The sequence below is a fragment of the Allobosea lupini genome (assembly GCF_900109525.1).
GTDB classification, from domain to species: domain Bacteria; phylum Pseudomonadota; class Alphaproteobacteria; order Rhizobiales; family Beijerinckiaceae; genus Allobosea; species Allobosea lupini.
In genome coordinates this window covers 368,618-385,650 of sequence record NZ_FOAN01000002.1, presented here as the reverse complement: position 1 = coordinate 385,650, position 17,033 = coordinate 368,618, and the positions used below count along the sequence as shown (strand labels likewise).

Sequence of the window (17,033 nt, the reverse complement as noted above, 5' to 3'; positions counted from 1 at the left end):
CCCGGTTCGAAAGTGCGGGCGCCGAGGGAGGTAAGCGATGTCGTACCGTGCTCCGGTCGAGGATATCCTGGCGACGATGCGCCATGTCGCCGGGCTCGACGCCCTGATCTCCGAGGGGCTCGCACCGGAACTCGCGGATGGCGTCACCGAGGCCGTGCTGGAGGAGGCCGCGAAGTTCGCCGGCGATGTCCTGGCGCCCCTGAACGTCGTCGGCGACCGCGTCGGCTCGAAGCTCAAGGACGGTACCGTCATCACCCCGCCGGGCTGGAAGGAAGCCTATCACGCCTGGGCGCAAGGCGGCTGGAACGCGCTGCCGGGGCCGGAGGCCTATGGCGGCCAGGCCCTGCCGACCTTGGTGCAGTCGGCCTGCACCGAAATGTGGAATTCGGCTGCCTTCGCCTTCGCGCTTGGCCCGCTGCTGACGGTCGGCGCGATCGAGGCGCTGCATGCCCATGGCTCCGACTATCTGAAGGAGACCTACCTCGCCAAGCTCGTCTCCGGCGAGTGGATGGGCACGATGAACCTGACCGAGCCGCAGGCCGGCTCGGACCTCAACGCGCTGCGCTCCAAGGCCGAGCGCGCCGGCGACGGCACCTACCGCATCAGCGGCCAGAAGATCTTCATCACCTATGGCGATCACGAGATGACGGACAATATCGTCCATCTCGTCCTTGCCCGCCTGCCCGATGCCCCTCCCGGCACGCGTGGCATCTCGCTCTTCCTCGTGCCGAAATTCTTGGTCAATGCCGACGGCTCGCTCGGCGCGCGCAACGATGTCCGCTGCACCGGCGTCGAGCACAAGCTCGGCATCCATGCCTCGCCGACCTGCGCGATGAGCTATGGCGATGAGGGCGGCGCGATCGGCTGGCTGATCGGCGAGGAGAATCGCGGCCTCGCCTGCATGTTCACGATGATGAACAATGCCCGCCTCAACGTCGCGGTGCAGGGCGTCGCCATCGCCGAGCGCGCCTACCAGCAGGCGCTTTCCTTCGCGCAGGAGCGCAAGCAGGGCACCGCGCTCGATGCGCCGAAAGGCGCGCCGATGAGCCCGATCATCGTCCATCCCGACATCCGCCGCATGCTGATGGAGATGCGCGCCAAGACGCAGGCTGCGCGCACGCTTTCCCTGCTGCTGGCCGCATTGCTCGACCGCTCGCATCGCGACCCCGACGAGGCCAGGCGCAAGGCGGCTGCCGAGCGGGCGGCGATCATCACGCCCATCGCAAAGGCCTACGCCACCGATATCGGTGTCGAGGTCGCCTCCACCGGCGTCCAGATCCATGGCGGCATGGGCTATGTCGAGGAGACCGGCGCCGCCCAGCACCTGCGCGATGCCCGCATCGCCACGATCTACGAGGGCACCAACGGCATCCAGGCGATCGACCTCGTGCTGCGCAAGCTGCCGCTCTCCAATGGCGACGCGGTCAAGGCGCTGATCGGCGAGATGCGCGGCGTCGTCGCGCAGGTGCGCGAGGCTAACACGCCTGGCTTCGGCCATAGCGCGGCCCGGCTCGGCGCCGCCGTCGACTCGCTGGAGCGCGCGACCGAATGGATGCTGGCGACCATGGGCATCGACCAGGCGAGCGCGCTCGCCGGCGCGACGCCTTATCTCAAGCTGTTCGCGCTCGCCCAGGGCGGCACCGGCCTCGCCAAGAAGGCGCTGGCGCTGCAGGGAGAGGATCAGGGTGCCGCGGCGCTCGCCACAGCCCGCTTCTATGCCGAGCACCATGTCGGCGAGGCCACGGCGCTGGAGTTGGCGGTGACCGAGGGCGCCGGCGCGGTCGAGGATTCGGCTGCGGTCTTCGCGGCGTGACGCTGTCCGCCGCGCCTGACCTATCGCACCGGCTTCCGCACCCGCATGTGCAGGAACAGCGGCGCGATATAGGTGTCGGCGAGATAGGGCACGGCCTTGGCCGTCTGCGCATCGACGCCCGGCTCGTGCATGTGCTCGATCCGGAGGCCGCTCGCGACGAGCAGGTTGATCCAGTCGCTCAGCGTGCGGTGGAAGCGCGGCACGCGGAACGGCTCGACCCTGGCCTTCTCCTCGGGCGGCGCGGCGCCGAAGCGCCAGCTCTCGATCTCGCCGTCGGTGACGCGAAAGTACTCGCGCACCTCGATGCCGAGCACCGTGCCCGTCTCGTCGCGCATCACCTTGCGACCGGGCGTGGCGAAGCAGGGATGCAGGATCGAGAACTGCAGGAAGCCGCTCGGCTTCAGCACCCGCTTGGCCTCGGCCAGCACGCGGTCCTGATGAGGCATGTCCATCAGCGACATGAAGGCGGTGGCGAAATCGAACGAGGCATCGGCGAAAGGCAGGGCCATGCCGTCGGCGACGCGGTAGTCGATCCCGAGCGGGTTGGCGGCCTCGGTTTCCCGCGCATGGCGGATGAAGGTGGGGGCGATGTCGATCGCGGTGACGCTGGCGCCGGCCTCAGCGAGCTTGCGCGTGTTCGAGCCCTCGCCGCAGCCGATGTCGAGGCCGTCCAGTCCGTCGATATCGGGCAGGTGCGTAAAGAAGGCCGGGGTATTCTGGGCATCCCGGTAGAGGTCGTAGCCGGCGCGCGCATGCCGGGTCCAGGTTTCGGCATTGGCCTCCCAGCAGGCTGCGACATCGCTCGCTTCCATGACCGTCCTCGCCGTTCGGGGGAGGGGGCTTCTAGCGGAGCTGCTCGCATTGCGCCAGCGGTATCGCCATGACCGATGACAGCCCGCAAAAGCCGCTAGCCGGCAAGGTCTGCCTCGTCGCAGGCGCCTCGCGCGGGCTGGGGCGCGGCATCGCGCGGGCGCTCGGCCAGGCCGGCGCCACCGTGATCGTCACAGGCCGCTCCAGCGAGGCCGGGCCGCGCACCGACCAGCGTTCGGAGACCTTCGAGGACACGGCCCGCGAGGTCGAGGCTTCAGGCGGCCGCGGCGAGCCCTATCGCTGCGACCATACCAATGAGCGCGAGGTCGATCAGCTCGTCGCCTGGTCCCTTCGGCGCTTCGGCCGGCTCGACTGCGTCGTCGATGCGGTCTGGGGCGGCAATGAGGGCTATGACGGCGAGCGCTATCCTGATGGCTCCGCCTTCGGCGCGCCGTTCTGGCGCCGCCCGGTGGCGCGGCTTGGCGAGAGCTTCGAGAGCGGCGTCTACGCGCAATTGCTGCTGGCGCGTGCCGTCGCGCCCGCCATGGTCCAGATGCGGCAGGGGCTGATCGTCACGGTGAGCTTCGACACCGCCGGCGGCTATCTCGGCGATGTCTTCTACGACCTGTCCAAGACAGCGATGAACCGGCTGACGCTGGCGATGGCGCAGGAGCTGAAACCCTATGGCGTCACCGCGCTGGCCTTGTCCCCGGGCCATGTCCTGACCGAGCGCGTGCGTGATGCTGGCATGGCCGCCGAGACCACCGAGACCCCGCTCTATGCCGGCCGCGCGGTCGCGGCGCTCGCCGCCGACCCCGATATCGCCCGCCACGCCGGCCAGGTGCTCCATGTCGCCGATCTGGCGCGCGCATATGGCTTTACCGATGCCGACGGCAGTCAGCCGGACCGGTTCATTTTGCAAGACTAATGAGGGAGGACACCATGTCGCTCAAGGGCAAGACGCTCTTCATCACCGGCGGATCGCGCGGCATCGGCCTCGCCATCGCCATCAGAGCGGCGCGCGACGGCGCCAATGTCACCATCGCCGCCAAGACGGCCGAGCCGCATCCCAAGCTGGAAGGCACGATCTATACCGCCGCTGCCGAGATCGAGGCCGCCGGCGGCAAGTGCCTGCCGCTGATGGTCGACGTCCGCGACGAGCAGAGCGTCGCTGAGGCGATCGCCAAGACGGCCGAGACCTTCGGCGGCCTCGACATCGTCGTGAACAATGCCAGCGCGATCTCGCTGACCAATACCCAGATGACCGACATGAAGCGCTTCGATCTGATGCACCAGATCAACACGCGCGGCACCTTCATGGTCTCGAAATATGCGATTACGCATCTGGAGAAGGCAGAGAACCCGCATATCCTGATGCTGTCGCCGCCGCTCGACATGAAGATGCGCTGGTTCGCGCCGCACCTGGCCTACACCATGGCGAAGTATGGGATGAGCCTGTGTGTGCTGGGCCTTGCCGGCGAGCTGGCGCCCAAAGGCATCGCCGTCAACGCACTCTGGCCGCGCACCACGGTCGCCACTGCTGCGGTGAAGAACCTGCTCGGCGGCGATAAGATGGTGCAGGCGAGCCGCACGCCGGAGATGCTGGCCGATGCCGCCTATATGGTCTTCAACAAGCCCTCGCGCAGCTTCTCGGGCAATTTCCTGATCGACGACAACTTCATGGCCGGCGAGGGCGTCACCGACTTCACGCCCTACCGGGTCGATCCGTCGGTGCCGCTGATGCCGGACTTCTTCGTGCCCGAGGAGATCAAGCCGCCTGAGGGGGTGAAGGGCGGCGTCTGAGCCGGAAGGCTCAGAACTCTTCCCACTCGCGGTCCCGCGCTCCGCCGTTCGCGACCTTGCGGGCGGGCATCGCAGCTGCCGGGGCAGGTTGTGCCTTCCGCGCCGGAATGCGCGGCGCCGAGCGGGTTTCCGACATGGCGGCCGCGGCGAGGTTGCGCAGGCGCTCCGGCTCGCTGGTCGAATGCGCAGTGCTGCCGGCGATGCGGAAGGCCGCGACGAGCTGATCGAGGCTGTGGATCTGGTCGGCGAGCGAAGCGGCCGAGGCGGCGCTCTGCTCGGCCAAAGCCGCATTCGCCTGGGTCATCTCGTCCATATGGGCGACGGTCTGGCTCATCTCGTCGATACCGTTGGCCTGTTCGCCTGCCGCTGCCGAGATTTCGACGACGGTCGCCGCGACCTGCCGGGAGGCGGTGACGATCTTGTCGAGCACCGTCCCGGCCGAGCGCACCAGCTTCACACCCTCCTCGATCTCGGTGGTCGAGGACTGGATCAGGGTCGTGATGTCCTTGGAGGCTTCGGCGGAGCGCTGCGCCAGCGTCCGGACCTCCGAGGCGACCACGGCGAAACCCTTGCCGGCATCGCCCGCGCGTGCGGCTTCCACCGCAGCGTTGAGCGCCAGCAGATTGGTCTGGAAGGCGATGCCGTCGATCACCGAGGTGATGTCGGTGATCTTGCGCGAGGCCGCCTCGATCCGTTCCATCGCCTCGACGGCGTTCTGCACGATCGCGCCGCCCTGCTGCGCTACGTTCGTGGCCTCGTCGGAGGACGATGCCGCCACCTTCGAGGAGCTTGCGCTGGCCTTGACCGAAGCTGCGAGTTCCTCGGTCGTCGCGGCCGTCTCCTCGAGCGAGGCGGCCTGCTCCTCGGTCCGCTTGGCGAGATCGTCGGCGCCCGCCTTGATCTCGCGAGCGGAGGCCGAGACCTGCGAGGTCGTCGCCTGGATGCCGCCGATCGTCTCCGAGAGGCGCTCGACCGTCTCGTTCACGGAGTGCTTGAGCTCGGCGAAGCGGCCCTGATAGCTGGTCGCGACGCGGCGGGTCAGGTCGCCCTGCGAGACCGACGCCAGAATGTCGGCGAACTCGGTGGTCGCGCCGTCGACCACGGCGTTGATCTGGTTGATGCCGTCGACCAGCTGCTGCATTTGCGCATCGGCGCTTTCCAGGCGCAGGCGCGCGCTGAAATCGCCCGCAGCCGCAGCCGCGACGACCGTGCCGACATCGCTGACCACGGCGACCATGGCTTCGGTCCGCGCCGCCCGCTCGGCCGCGGCGGCGCGCTCCTGCGCCTCCAGCGCCTGGACACGCAAACCGTTCTCCTTGAACACCCGGACGGCGGCGGCCATGCCGCCGATCTCGTCATTACGGCCGCTGTCGATGACCTCGGCGGTGAAGTCGCCCTGCGCCAGCTGCTTCATCGAGGCGGTCAGCGCAGTGATCGGGCGCGTCACGCGGCTTTGCACCAGCCAGAGCCCGATGAGTGCGAGCGCCAGCGCGGCCAGCAGGAGGAGGCCGTAGACGATGAGCGAGCGCATTGCCGCATCGGCCTTCGCGTCCGCCACATCCGAGACGACGTCAATGGCGCGGCTCGCCACGGCGCCGACTGTCTCGGAGGCGGCGACGATCTGGTTACGCCATTGATCGGGATTGATCGCAGGCTTGCGGCCGCCCGTCACGTTGGCGACGAGATCGGCCCGCGTCGCCTTGAAGGTGCCGCCGAAATAGGTGTTCTCGGCGGTGGTGAGCGCGTCCTTGAGCGCCTGCGGGGTGCTGGCCTGGCCGATGAGCTGCCTCACCACGCCCCAGGCGAACTCCATGCGCGCATCGTTGACGAGGACGGCATTGCTCTCCTTGGCGTCCAGCGGCCGGTCCTGGGCGACGGCGTTGTTGAGGACGATCGTCGACGATCCGCTGAGCGAGCGTGCGGCCCAGGCCATCGAGCGGACGGAGGTCAGGTTGGCGAAGCTGGCGTCAAGCGCGAGAATGCGTTCCTCCAGCGTCGCCGAGGCAGCCTCGAGCGCGCTCAGGAACTTGCCGGTCTGGGCCATGCTGGCCCCGGCCAGCTCCTTCTCCCGCGACTCCAGCGGCAGCTTCCAGTTGCCGTCGACCTTCGCGCGTAAGGGCTTGAGCGCTGCGACATGGCCGTCGATCTCGGTCGAGACGGTCTTGGCGACCTCATAGCCGTTGTCCCGGACGATCGTCTGGGCCGTGGCGATGGCGTCGTCCAGACGCTTTCGGCGCGTCAGCACGTCCTCGATCATCCCGGCGTTCTTGTCGGTCGGCATGGTCAGCGCGCTCGCGCCATTGCCGCGCTCGTAGCGCAGGTTCTGCAGCGCCGTGAAATAGGCCTTGTTCAGATCGGCGAGAGCGGACACCTCGACGGCGGTATTGTGGCGCGTCCAAGCCTGCCAGAGCGCCTGCGACGAGAGCGTGACGATCGCTGCGCTGGCAAGGCCGAGCACAGTCAGAAGCATAGTCTTGATGCTGAGATTCTTTGCGGCGTTGAGCATGACAAGTCCGGAGGGGCGACGGATTCGTTCAGCTTCTCATCCGGCGATTGATATTGTGCTAACCCTGCCGCAGCGCTGCCATATTTCTGGCCCGAGCGGGAATACCGCGGCGGGATCAGCCGCTGCCCCAGAACCGTCATCGGTTTGACACCGCCGGACGTTTGGAGTTGTTGCGGCACAAATCGCGCCTTGCGGTGCCCGATTCCGGACGACCGACCATGCTCCTGATCCACGGCATCTGCCAGACGAGCGGCGACAAGCTCGCGCCGCGCAACCTCATTGCCGAAGACGAGATCCCGCCGGGGTCGATCTGGATCGACCTGCTCAACCCGACGCCGGCCGAGGACGCCAGGGTCGAGCGCCATCTCGGCATCTCCATTCCGACGAAGGAGGAGATGCACGATCTCGAACCGTCCGAGATCATCTACGCCGAGAACGGCGCGCATTATATGACGGCGCGGATCATCTGCCAGTCCGACACAAACGTCCCGCGCCTCGCCGACGTCACCTTCATCCTGACCGAGAAGGCGCTGGTGACCGTGCGCTATGACGAGCCCGGCGCCTTCAACATCTTCAAGAACCGCGTCACCAAGCCGGGCGGCTGCGAGCTCGAGCCTGCCGGCGTCATCGAGGGGCTGATCGAGGCGATCGTCGACCGCGCCGCCGAGGTGCTGCGCGGCGTCGGCGATCGCGTCGACATGCGCTCGCGCCAGATCTTCGACGGCGACAGCGCCCATGTCGAACAGGGCCGCGTCTATCAGGCGGTGGTGCGCAAGATCGGCCAGTACGAGCACATCATCTCGAATGTCCGCGAGAGCATGGTCTCGGTCGAGCGCGTGCTGCTCTACCTCTCCGCCAATTTCAAGCGCACCAAGAAGGCGGCCGGCGGTTTCAACCCGGAATGGCGCTCCGCCTTGCGCGACGTTCAGGCGATCGAGGAGCATGCCACCTTCCTATCGAGCAAGCTGCAGTTCATGCTCGATGCGACGCTCGGCCTCGTCAGCATCGAGCAGAACAAGATCATCAAGCTGTTCTCGGTCGTCTCGGTCGCGCTGATGCCGCCGACCCTGATCGCCTCGATCTACGGAATGAACTTCAAGACCATGCCGGAGTTGGAATGGCAGCTCGGCTACCCGATGGCAATCGGCCTGATGATCCTCTTCGCCGTGCTGCCCTACATGTTCTTTCGCTGGAAAAAGTGGCTTTGACCGCGCCCGGGGCGCGCCCCTTCGGATAGCTTGCCCGGATGACGCTGCCACAGATTCTTTCTTGCTCACTAGTCGCCGCGATGATGGCCGCCTTCGTCTGGGGCAAGCTGCGCTATGATGTGGTCGCGCTCCTGGCCCTGCTGGCGGGCGTCGCGCTCGGCGTCGTGCCGGCCAGGGAAGCCTTCAAGGGCTTCTCCGACGACATCGTCATCATCGTCGCCAGCGCCCTGATCGTCAGCGCCGCGGTGGCGCGCTCCGGGCTGGTCGAGACCGCGCTCGCCCGCATATCCCCCTCACTGCGCTCGACGCAGGCGCAGGTCGCGGTCCTCGTCTTCGTCGTCGCCGCCATGTCGGCGATCATCAAGAACATCGGCGCGCTCGCGATGATGCTGCCGATCGCCTACCAACTCGCCCGCAAGGACGGGAAGTCGCCTTCGGTCTTCCTGATGCCGATGGCCTTCGCCTCGCTGCTGGGCGGCATCGTCACGCTGGTCGGCACCTCGCCGAACGTCATCGTCGCGCGCGTGCGGCAGGAGCTCGGCGGCGAGCCCTTCGCCATGTTCGACTTCACGCCAGTCGGCATCGGCATCGCGCTCGCCGGCTGTGCCTTCCTGAGCGTTGCCTACAGGCTGCTGCCGAAGGATCGCCAGGGCTCGCGCTCGCTCGACCAGGCTGTCGACATCAAGGACTATGTCACCGAGGCGCGTCTCCCCGAGAAAGGGGCGCTCACCGGCAAGACCGTCGCCGATCTCAGGAAGCCGGGCGATGGCGAGGTCGAGGTCGTCGCCATCCTGCGCGATGGCGAGCGCCGCCGGGCGCCGCTGCCCGATGCCAGCCTGCGCGCCGGCGACATCCTGCTGCTGCGCGGCGAGCCCAAGGCGCTGGAGCGCGTTGTCGCCGCGGGTGAACTCGAACTCGTCGGCCAGCATCGCTCGACGCAGAAGGAAGGTTCGCTCGATCCGGCCCGCACCGGCGAGGCGATCGTCACGCAGGGCTCGCTGCTCGAAGGTGTCAGTGCCGCCGAGATCGACCTGCACGCCCGCTTCCACATCAACCTGCTCGGCATCAGCCGCGCCGGCGAGCGCTTCACCGAGCGATTGCGGGACATCCGCCTGCGTGCCGGCGACGTCGTGCTGCTGCAGGGCGACGAGGACCTGCTGCCCGAGCGCCTGCGCGAGCTCGGCCTGTTGCCGCTGGCGGCGCGCAGCCTCCAACTCGGCAGTACGCGTCGCCGTCTGGTCACCGGCACGATCGTTGCCGCGACGGTCGTCGTCGTCGCGCTCGGGCTGCTGCCGGTGGCGATCGCCTTCTTCGCCGCTGCGGTGCTCCTGCTGGTGACGCGCGCCCTGACGCTGCGCGACGCCTATGACTCGGTCGAGGCGCCGATCCTGGTGATGCTGGCGGCGCTGATCCCGGTCAGCGACAGCCTGCGCGTCACCGGCGCGACCGATGTCTTCGCCGGCTTGCTGGCGCAGCTCGGCGCCGGCCTGCCCAGCTGGGGCGCGGTCGGGCTGATGCTCGTCGCAGCCATGGCGGTGACGCCCTTCCTCAACAATGCAGCGACCGTGCTGGTGATGGCGCCGATCGGCGCGGGCTTCGCCAAGACGCTCGGCTACAACCCCGACGCCTTCCTGATGGCGGTGGCGATCGGCGCGGCCTGCGACTTCCTCACCCCGATCGGCCACCAGTGCAACACGCTGGTGATGGGCCCCGGCGGCTACCGCTTCGGCGACTATGCGCGGCTCGGCGCGCCCTTGTCGCTGCTGGTCATCCTGCTCGCCGTGCCGCTGATCCTCTTCGTCTGGCCACTGCGCTGAACGGAGGCATTTGCGGACATAGAAACGAAGCTGGAGAAAATTATTCTCCGTGGAGTAGTTTCATGGAGAACGGTCCTGCTGTTCTGTCGGTGCAATATGGCCGTGTCTGGCTTCCCGCAGTTTGGTGCGGTGCTTATATAAGCGGCAGACATGTGCAGCCGCGCTGCGGCAATTTGACGAGTTTCCATCATGACCACAGTGACGCCCCGAGCCGGCGCGGCGACCGCCGGCCCCAAGCCATTTTTTGCGAGCTTCGGCTTTCAGGTCCTGGCCGCCATGGTGATCGGGCTCGCGCTCGGCTGGATCGCGCGCAATATCGGCCCCGATGCGGCCGGCCAGCCGAACTGGCTGACGACGACTTTGGCGACGACCGGCTCGATTTTCGTGCAACTGCTGCAGGCCTTGGTGCCGCCCCTGATCTTCACCGCGATCGTCGCCTCGATCAGCAATCTCAGGCAGCTCTCCAACGCGGCCGCGCTGGTCTGGCAGACATTGCTCTGGTTCGCCATAACCGCCTTCATCGCCGTGCTGATCGGCATCGCGCTTGGCCTGATCATCCAGCCCGGCATCAATTCCGGCGCGATCGCCGCCAGCGCCAAGGCGCCGGGCGCAGTCGGCTCCTGGCTCGACTTCCTGAAGGGCCTCGTCCCCGCCAACATGCTCGGCCTGCAGGCTACGACGAGGGTCGACGGCGGCGCGGCGACCACCCGCCTCGGCTTCAACGTGCTGCAATTGCTCGTCATCTCGATCGTCGTCGGCATCGCGGCGCTTAAGGTCGGCGAGCGCGCCAACAGCTTCCTCGCCTTCAACGAGTCGCTGCTGGCGATCACCCGCAAGATCCTGTGGTGGGTGATCCGCCTGACACCGATCGGCACCATCGGCCTGCTCGGCAATGCGGTGGCGCAGTATGGCTGGCAGACGCTGCAGCAGCTCTCTTGGTACGCCTTCGCGATCTATCTCGGCCTCGCCATCGTGCTGCTGATAGTCTACCCGGCGCTGCTCATCCTGCACGGCCTCTCGCCGCTGCGCTTCTTCGCCGGTGCCTGGCCGGCGATCCAGCTCGCCTTCGTCTCGCGCTCCTCGGTCGGCACCTTGCCGGTGACCGAAGCCGTGACCGAGAAGAGTCTCGGTGTGCCCAGGGAATACGCCGCCTTCGCCGTGCCGCTGGGCGCCACCACCAAGATGGATGGCTGCGCCGCGATCTACCCGGCGATCTCGGCGATCTTCGTCGCGCAGTTCTACGGCGTCCCGCTCGGCATCCAGGAATATGTGCTGATCGCCTTCGTCTCGGTGATCGGCTCGGCCGCGACCGCGGGCCTGACCGGCGCTACCGTGATGCTGACCCTGACCCTTTCGACCCTCGGCCTGCCGCTCGCCGGTGTCGGCCTGCTGCTGGCGATCGACCCGATCCTCGATATGGGTCGCACCGCCGTGAACGTCGCCGGCCAGGCCCTGGTGCCGACCATCGTCGCCAAGCGCCAGGGCATGCTCGACCAGGCGCAGTACGACCGCGCCGGTGATATCGAGGCGATCGACGCCGGCGCGCAGGTGGCATGACGTCGCCCAGTTACAGGCTGGTTGCGGGAAGCCGCTCCAGCCTGTCGCCGATCGCGATCGCTCCGCTTTCGATCACCCGCGCCGTGATGCCGCCATGGCCGCGCACGGCGTTGTAGCCGCCCTGGCCGAGAACCTCCTCCATCCGTGAGCAGGGATGGCATTCGCCGGTCCAGGCGAGGATGGCGCCGCCGAGGCGAAAGTGATGGCCCTTCAAGGTCGCGAGGTTGATGCCTTCGACGACGATGTTGCGGCGCAGCTGCTCCGCAGCGACCCCCTCCAGCCCGAGATGGCTGGCGATCGCTGCGAGATGTTCCCGCTGGATCAGCGTGACCTGCCGCGAGCCGCTCCGGCCGCTATAGCGATCGCCGACAAGGCCTTCCGCCGCACTCGCCGTGGCCGTCTCGACGCTGGTCATCGCAGCACGTCGTGCCGGTCGCAATCCGATCCAGACGATCCGACCTTGACGGATCGGCGCATTCAGCAGCGCGGAGAGAAGTGATCCGGTCGGCGGGCGCACGGCGTCTAGGCCATTACCTTCGTCAGCACGTCCTTCAGCCCGCCATCGCGCTCCAGCCAACCGGGCACCGGCAGGTTCTTCGAGCGCAGGAACTCCGGGTTGAACAGCTTCGACTGATAGCGCGTGCCGTAGTCGCAGAGGATGGTCACGATGGTGTGGCCGGGCCCCATCTGCTTCGCCAACCGGATCGCGCCGGCGACGTTGATGCCGGAGGAGCCGCCGAGGCACAGGCCCTCTTCCTCCAGCAGCTGGAAGCAGAGCGGGATCGCTTCCTCGTCGGTGATCTGGAAGGCGACGTCGATCGGCGCGTCCTTGAGATTCGCCGTGATCCGGCCCTGGCCGATGCCCTCGGTGATCGAGGAGCCCTCGGCCTTGAGTTCGCCGGTGGTGTAGTAGGCGTAGAGCGCCGCGCCCATCGGGTCGGCGAGGGCGATGCGGATCTTCGGGTTGAAGCCCTTCAGCGCAATGGCGACACCGGCGAGCGTCCCGCCCGTGCCGACGGCGCTGACGAAGCCGTCGACCTTGCCATCGGTCTGTTGCCAGATCTCCGGGCCGGTGGTCTCGATATGGCCCTGGCGGTTGGCGGTATTGTCGAACTGGTTGGCCCAGATCGCGCCGTTCGGCTCGGTTCGGGCCAGCTCTTCTGCGAGGCGGCCGGAGACCTTCACGTAATTGTTCGGATTGACGTAGCCGACGGCCGGGACCTCGACCAGCGTCGCGCCGGCGAGCCGCAGCATGTCCTTCTTTTCCTGGCTCTGCGTCTCCGGGATGACGATCACCGAGCGATAGCCGAGCGCGTTGCCGACGAGCGCGAGGCCGATGCCGGTATTGCCGGCCGTGCCCTCTACGATGACGCCGCCGGGGCGCAGCGCGCCGCTCTTCTCGGCGTCGCGGATGATGGCGAGCGCGGCGCGGTCCTTGACCGACTGGCCGGGGTTCATGAACTCGGCCTTGCCGAGGATCTCGCAGCCGGTTTCCTGCGAAGCGCGCTTCAATTTGATCAGGGGTGTGTTGCCGATCGCTTCGACGACGCCGTTGCGGATAGTCATGTCAGGCAACTCCAGCCATTTCCCTGTCGCTCGCCACCTGATAGGCCAAACCCGCAATCACGTCACGATCTGGAAACACATGTCCGCCCTCGCCATGAATGAAACGCTCGCGATCGCGCGGCTCGGCCAGCGCGGGGACGGCGTAGCCGAGACGACGGGCGGCCCGGTCTTCGTGCCTTTCGCCTTGCCGGGCGAGAGTGTGCGGGTCGTGCGCGACGGCGACCGCGCGCAGGTCGTCGAGATCCTGACGCCCTCGGCCTCGCGCGTTGCCGCGATCTGCCCGCTCTTCACCCGCTGCGGCGGCTGCGCGGCGCAGCATATGGGCGAGGGGCTCTATGCCGAATGGAAGCGCCAGCAAGTGGTGACGGTGCTCTCCCGCGCCGGGCTGGAGACAGAGGTGCTTCCTGTCGTCGATGCACATGGCGCTGGCCGCAGGCGCGTCACCTTCCACGCCAGGCGCGAGGATGAAGGCATGCGCGTCGGCTTCATGGTGGCAGGTACACACGACCTGATCGAGGTCGAAACCTGCCCGGTGCTGGCGCCGGGGCTGGAGCGGGCGCCGATCGTGGCGCAGCATCTCGCCAACCGCCTGCGCGCCTCGAACAAGCCGCTCGACATCCAGCTCACCGCCTCGCAGGCCGGGTTGGACGTCGACATCCGCGGCCACGGGCCAGCCGGCGACAGCCTGCGCCGGCAACTCACCGAAGCCGCCGAGCGGCTCGATCTCGCCCGGCTCGCCATGCATGGCGAGATCATCGTCGAGCGGCGCGCGCCCTTCCAGCTGATGGGCAAGGCCGCGGTGACGCCAGCCCCCGGCGGCTTCCTGCAGGCGACCGCGGAGGGCGAAGCGATCCTGTCGCGCCTGGTGCTCGAGGCGATCCCGAAGGCAAAGCGTGTCGCCGACCTCTTCGCCGGCTGCGGTCCGTTCAGCCTTCGGCTCGCCGAGAAGGCGCAGGTTTCGGCTTTCGAGAGCGACAAGGCCGCGATTCAGGCGCTGAGCCGGGCCGCCAACCATACGCAAGGCCTGAAGCCGGTTGCTGCGGAGGCGCGCGACCTCTTCCGCCGCCCCTTGCTGGAGCACGAGCTCAACGTTTTCGATGCCGTCGTGCTCGATCCACCCCGCGCTGGCGCGGAGGCGCAGGTCAGGCGCCTCGCGGTCTCGAAGGTGCCGCTCATCGCCTATGTCTCCTGCGATGTCGGCAGCTTTGCCCGCGACGCAGCGCTTTTGGTCGCAGGCGGCTATGCGCTTGAGCGCGTGACGCCGGTCGACCAGTTCCGCTATTCCGCCCATATCGAACTCGTCGGCGTCTTCCGCAAGGCCGCCGCCGGCCGCAGATAAGATCGCCTTGGAGGCAGGATGAGCGCGTCCGTTATCGAAGCTCTGGCCGGTATCGTCGGTGCCAGGAACGTCATCAGCGACCCCGACGCGATGGTGCCCTATCTCAAGGAATGGCGTGATCTCTTCCGCGGCAAGGCGCAGGCCGTCGTCCGGCCGGGCTCCGTGGCCGAAGTCTCGGCCGTGATGAGGTGGGCAAGCGAAAACGGCGCGACCGTCGTGCCGCAAGGCGGCAACACCGGCCTGGTCGGCGGGCAGATCCCGATCGCCGAGGGCCGGGAGATCATCCTCTCGCTGCAGCGGCTCGATAAGGTGCGCTCGGTCGATCCCGCGGGCGACACCATGACGGTCGAAGCCGGCGTCTCCTTGCAGCGTGCGCAGGAGGCGGCCGAGGCCGCAGGCCGGCTCTTCCCGCTTTCGCTGGCCTCCGAGGGCTCCTGCACGGTCGGCGGCAATCTGTCCACCAACGCTGGCGGCACGGCGGTGATCGCCTATGGCAATGCCCGCGAGCTCTGCCTCGGCCTCGAGGTGGTGCTGGCCGATGGCCGCATCTGGAACGGCCTGCGCCAGCTCCGCAAAGACAACACCGGCTACGACCTCAAGAACCTCTTCATCGGCTCGGAGGGTACGCTCGGCATCATAACCGCCGCCGTGCTGAAGCTCTTCCCGCTGCCGGCGGCGCGCGCCACCGCCTTCCTTGCCGTGCCCGATCCAGAGGCCGCGCTCGCCTTGCTGAACAAGGCAAAGGCCAGTGCCGGCGGCACGCTCACCACCTTTGAGATCATGCCGCGCATCGGCCTCGACTTCGTCGTCCGCCATGCCAGCGGCGCCCGCGATCCGCTTTCCGAGCCATCGCCCTGGTATGTGCTGATGGAGGTCAGCGCCCAAGCCGAAACCGGGCTTAGCGACGCCGTCGAGGCTTTCCTCGGCGAGGCGCTCGAGGAGGGTCTCGTGACCGACGCCGTGCTCGCCGGCTCGCTCGGCCAGCGCGCCGATCTCTGGAAGCTGCGCGAGATGCTCTCGGAGGTGCAGACCCATGAGGGCGGCTCGATCAAGCACGACGTCTCCGTGCCGATCCAGGCGACGCCGGAGTTCCTGAAGCGCGCGATCGCCGCTGTCGAGGCGCTGGTGCCGGGCTGCCGGCCGGTGCCCTTCGGCCATCTCGGCGACGGCAACATCCATTTCAACGTCAGCCAGCCGGTCGGGGCCGACAAGGCCGCTTATCTCGCCGGCTGGGGCGCGATGAACGAGGCGGTCCACGCCATCGTCACCGAGCTCAAGGGCTCGATCTCGGCCGAGCACGGCATCGGACGCCTCAAGCGCTCACTCCTGCCCGGCGTGAAGGACCCGGTCGAGCTGGACCTGATGCGGACGGTGAAGGCGGCGCTCGATCCCAAGGGTCTGCTCAATCCCGGTTCGGTGCTGTAGCGGGCGAGGGTCGTTGGAAGGCCGTGTCGCCCTTGGTGACGCGGCAGACCTCGGCGAGCGCCAGCACCAGATGGTACAGCACCCGGACAGGGACCCTGTCGCTGATCGGCTGCCCCCGGTGGTCGAGCTGGTTGACCCAGATTCCGCTCTCGCGATCGACGAAGTGCCGGAACATCAGGCGCAGATGCTGGTCGAGCCGTGCTGCGGCATCGGCGTCGCCCTCGAATTCGATGCGTGCGACGAGCGCCTTCAGGTATTCGGTCTGAGGCCAGAGCAGCGCAGCGCCGTTCAGCACGCGCCCTGCCGGGTCCACCTCGTTCACGACGAGCCGCAATGAACTGGCGGTAGCGTCGACCTGACGCTGCCCGAACGCATGGAGCTTGCGCGCCGTCTCGCGAGCTTCGGCCGACCCGGTCAATCGCTCATGGTGATAGAGCAGCCACGTCCACTCGAAATGATGGCCGGGCTCGCGGATCAGTCCGCGCGAGCCGGGGAGGGCCGCCCAGTCCTCGCCGAAGAACTCGCCGAGCGTGCCATTGGCGTCCAGCATCCGCTCCCGCATCAGCTGCACGAGCCTGTCGGCCGTCGACAGCCAGCGCGGGTCGTGCGACCTCGCCGCGAGGGCGTGGCAGGCCTCGAGCAGATGCATATGCGGGTTCTGCCGCCGCGGCTGCGTACCCAGCGTGTCCTCGCGAAAGCCCCCGGCGGGGTCGGCCAGCTCGCCATCAAGGAAGTCCATCACCTCGCCGGCGATTGCCAGCACGTCCGTCTCGCCGGTCGCCTTCGCGAACCAGCCGAGCGCGAACAGCACGAAGGCGAGGTCGTAGAAGTCGGTCTCGCCAACGACGATTTCGCCACGCTCAGTGCAGGAATGGACGAAGCGCCCGTCGGCGCGCCGGCAGGCGCCGGTCAGGAAGGCGAGGCCGTGGCGCGCGGCGGCAAGCGCCCCCGGGACCCCCAGCAGATGCGCGTGGCTGAAGACATAGGTCAGCCGGGCCGTGACCAGCGTCGTACGCAGGTCACTGGTCTCGGGCGTTCCATCCGGCCTGAGATACTCGACGAAACCGGGCCGCGACGGGTCGTAGGCGCGGGCGATCCAGCCCGGCAGCAATGTATCCGTCAGCCAGGACTGAAGATCGTCGGGGGCCGTGCTCACAATGCTTCCATCCTTGGCGCCGCCGGCGAAGGG

13 protein-coding genes are annotated in these 17,033 nt (G+C 67.8%); 8 read left to right on the top strand and 5 right to left on the bottom strand.

All coding sequences use genetic code 11. The features are described 5' to 3' along the window. Positions 1-37 precede the first annotated feature (37 nt). Complete coding sequence (locus BMZ21_RS07290) at positions 38-1,813, top strand: acyl-CoA dehydrogenase family protein (RefSeq protein WP_091831362.1); 1,776 nt, start codon at positions 38-40, stop codon at positions 1,811-1,813. Positions 1,814-1,833: 20 nt separating this feature from the next. Here BMZ21_RS07290 and BMZ21_RS07285 read toward each other — a convergent pair whose 3' ends face one another. Next, positions 1,834-2,625, bottom strand: coding sequence for a class I SAM-dependent methyltransferase (locus tag BMZ21_RS07285; RefSeq protein WP_091831360.1), 792 nt, complete (start codon positions 2,623-2,625; stop codon positions 1,834-1,836). 68 nt (positions 2,626-2,693) lie between these two features. Here BMZ21_RS07285 and BMZ21_RS07280 point away from each other — a divergent pair, with 68 nt between their 5' ends. Both BMZ21_RS07280 and BMZ21_RS07275 read left to right on the top strand, forming a co-directional pair. After that, positions 2,694-3,551 carry an SDR family NAD(P)-dependent oxidoreductase gene (locus BMZ21_RS07280; RefSeq protein WP_091831358.1) on the top strand — a complete coding sequence of 286 codons (858 nt, stop codon included), beginning with the start codon at positions 2,694-2,696 and terminating at the stop codon, positions 3,549-3,551. A 14-nt stretch (positions 3,552-3,565) separates the two neighbouring features. Beyond that, a complete protein-coding gene (locus BMZ21_RS07275; RefSeq protein WP_091831356.1) occupies positions 3,566-4,426 on the top strand; it encodes an SDR family oxidoreductase in 861 nt (286 codons plus the stop codon). 10 nt (positions 4,427-4,436) lie between these two features. Here the strand turns inward: BMZ21_RS07275 and BMZ21_RS07270 are convergent, their stop codons facing one another. Continuing rightward, on the bottom strand, positions 4,437-6,932 hold the full coding sequence (locus BMZ21_RS07270) for a methyl-accepting chemotaxis protein (protein ID WP_091831354.1): 2,496 nt from the start codon (positions 6,930-6,932) through the stop codon (positions 4,437-4,439). 218 nt (positions 6,933-7,150) lie between these two features. Here BMZ21_RS07270 and BMZ21_RS07265 point away from each other — a divergent pair, with 218 nt between their 5' ends. The 3 genes from BMZ21_RS07265 to BMZ21_RS07255 all read left to right on the top strand — a co-directional run bounded on the left by BMZ21_RS07265 (position 7,151) and on the right by BMZ21_RS07255 (position 11,514). Continuing rightward, positions 7,151-8,140, top strand: coding sequence for a magnesium transporter CorA family protein (locus tag BMZ21_RS07265; protein WP_091831352.1), 990 nt, complete (start codon positions 7,151-7,153; stop codon positions 8,138-8,140). Between the two features lie 38 nt (positions 8,141-8,178). Next, positions 8,179-9,957: an SLC13 family permease gene (locus BMZ21_RS07260; protein ID WP_091831350.1), complete on the top strand. Its 1,779-nt coding sequence runs from the start codon at positions 8,179-8,181 to the stop codon at positions 9,955-9,957. 189 nt (positions 9,958-10,146) lie between these two features. Continuing rightward, positions 10,147-11,514, top strand: a complete 1,368-nt coding sequence (locus BMZ21_RS07255; RefSeq protein ID WP_091831348.1) for a dicarboxylate/amino acid:cation symporter — start codon at positions 10,147-10,149, stop codon at positions 11,512-11,514. A gap of 10 nt (positions 11,515-11,524) precedes the next feature. Here the strand turns inward: BMZ21_RS07255 and BMZ21_RS07250 are convergent, their stop codons facing one another. Continuing rightward, positions 11,525-11,929 (bottom strand): MOSC domain-containing protein, encoded by a 405-nt coding sequence (locus BMZ21_RS07250; RefSeq protein ID WP_091831346.1) that lies wholly within the window; start codon positions 11,927-11,929, stop codon positions 11,525-11,527. A 107-nt stretch (positions 11,930-12,036) separates the two neighbouring features. After that, positions 12,037-13,080, bottom strand: a complete 1,044-nt coding sequence (locus BMZ21_RS07245; protein ID WP_091831344.1) for a cysteine synthase A — start codon at positions 13,078-13,080, stop codon at positions 12,037-12,039. 79 nt (positions 13,081-13,159) lie between these two features. On the opposite strand from BMZ21_RS07245, the gene BMZ21_RS07240 reads away from it, so the two are divergent. Together BMZ21_RS07240 and BMZ21_RS07235 are read left to right on the top strand one after the other, a co-directional pair. Then, positions 13,160-14,419 (top strand): class I SAM-dependent RNA methyltransferase, encoded by a 1,260-nt coding sequence (locus BMZ21_RS07240; RefSeq protein ID WP_091831342.1) that lies wholly within the window; start codon positions 13,160-13,162, stop codon positions 14,417-14,419. An 18-nt stretch (positions 14,420-14,437) separates the two neighbouring features. After that, positions 14,438-15,844 carry an FAD-binding oxidoreductase gene (locus tag BMZ21_RS07235; RefSeq protein ID WP_091831340.1) on the top strand — a complete coding sequence of 469 codons (1,407 nt, stop codon included), beginning with the start codon at positions 14,438-14,440 and terminating at the stop codon, positions 15,842-15,844. Here BMZ21_RS07235 and BMZ21_RS07230 read toward each other — a convergent pair. Beyond that, on the bottom strand, positions 15,822-17,000 hold the full coding sequence (locus BMZ21_RS07230; RefSeq protein ID WP_167561564.1) for an AGE family epimerase/isomerase: 1,179 nt from the start codon (positions 16,998-17,000) through the stop codon (positions 15,822-15,824). The two genes, BMZ21_RS07235 and BMZ21_RS07230, sit on opposite strands and share 23 nt — an antisense overlap. Between the last annotated feature and the right edge of the window lie 33 nt (positions 17,001-17,033).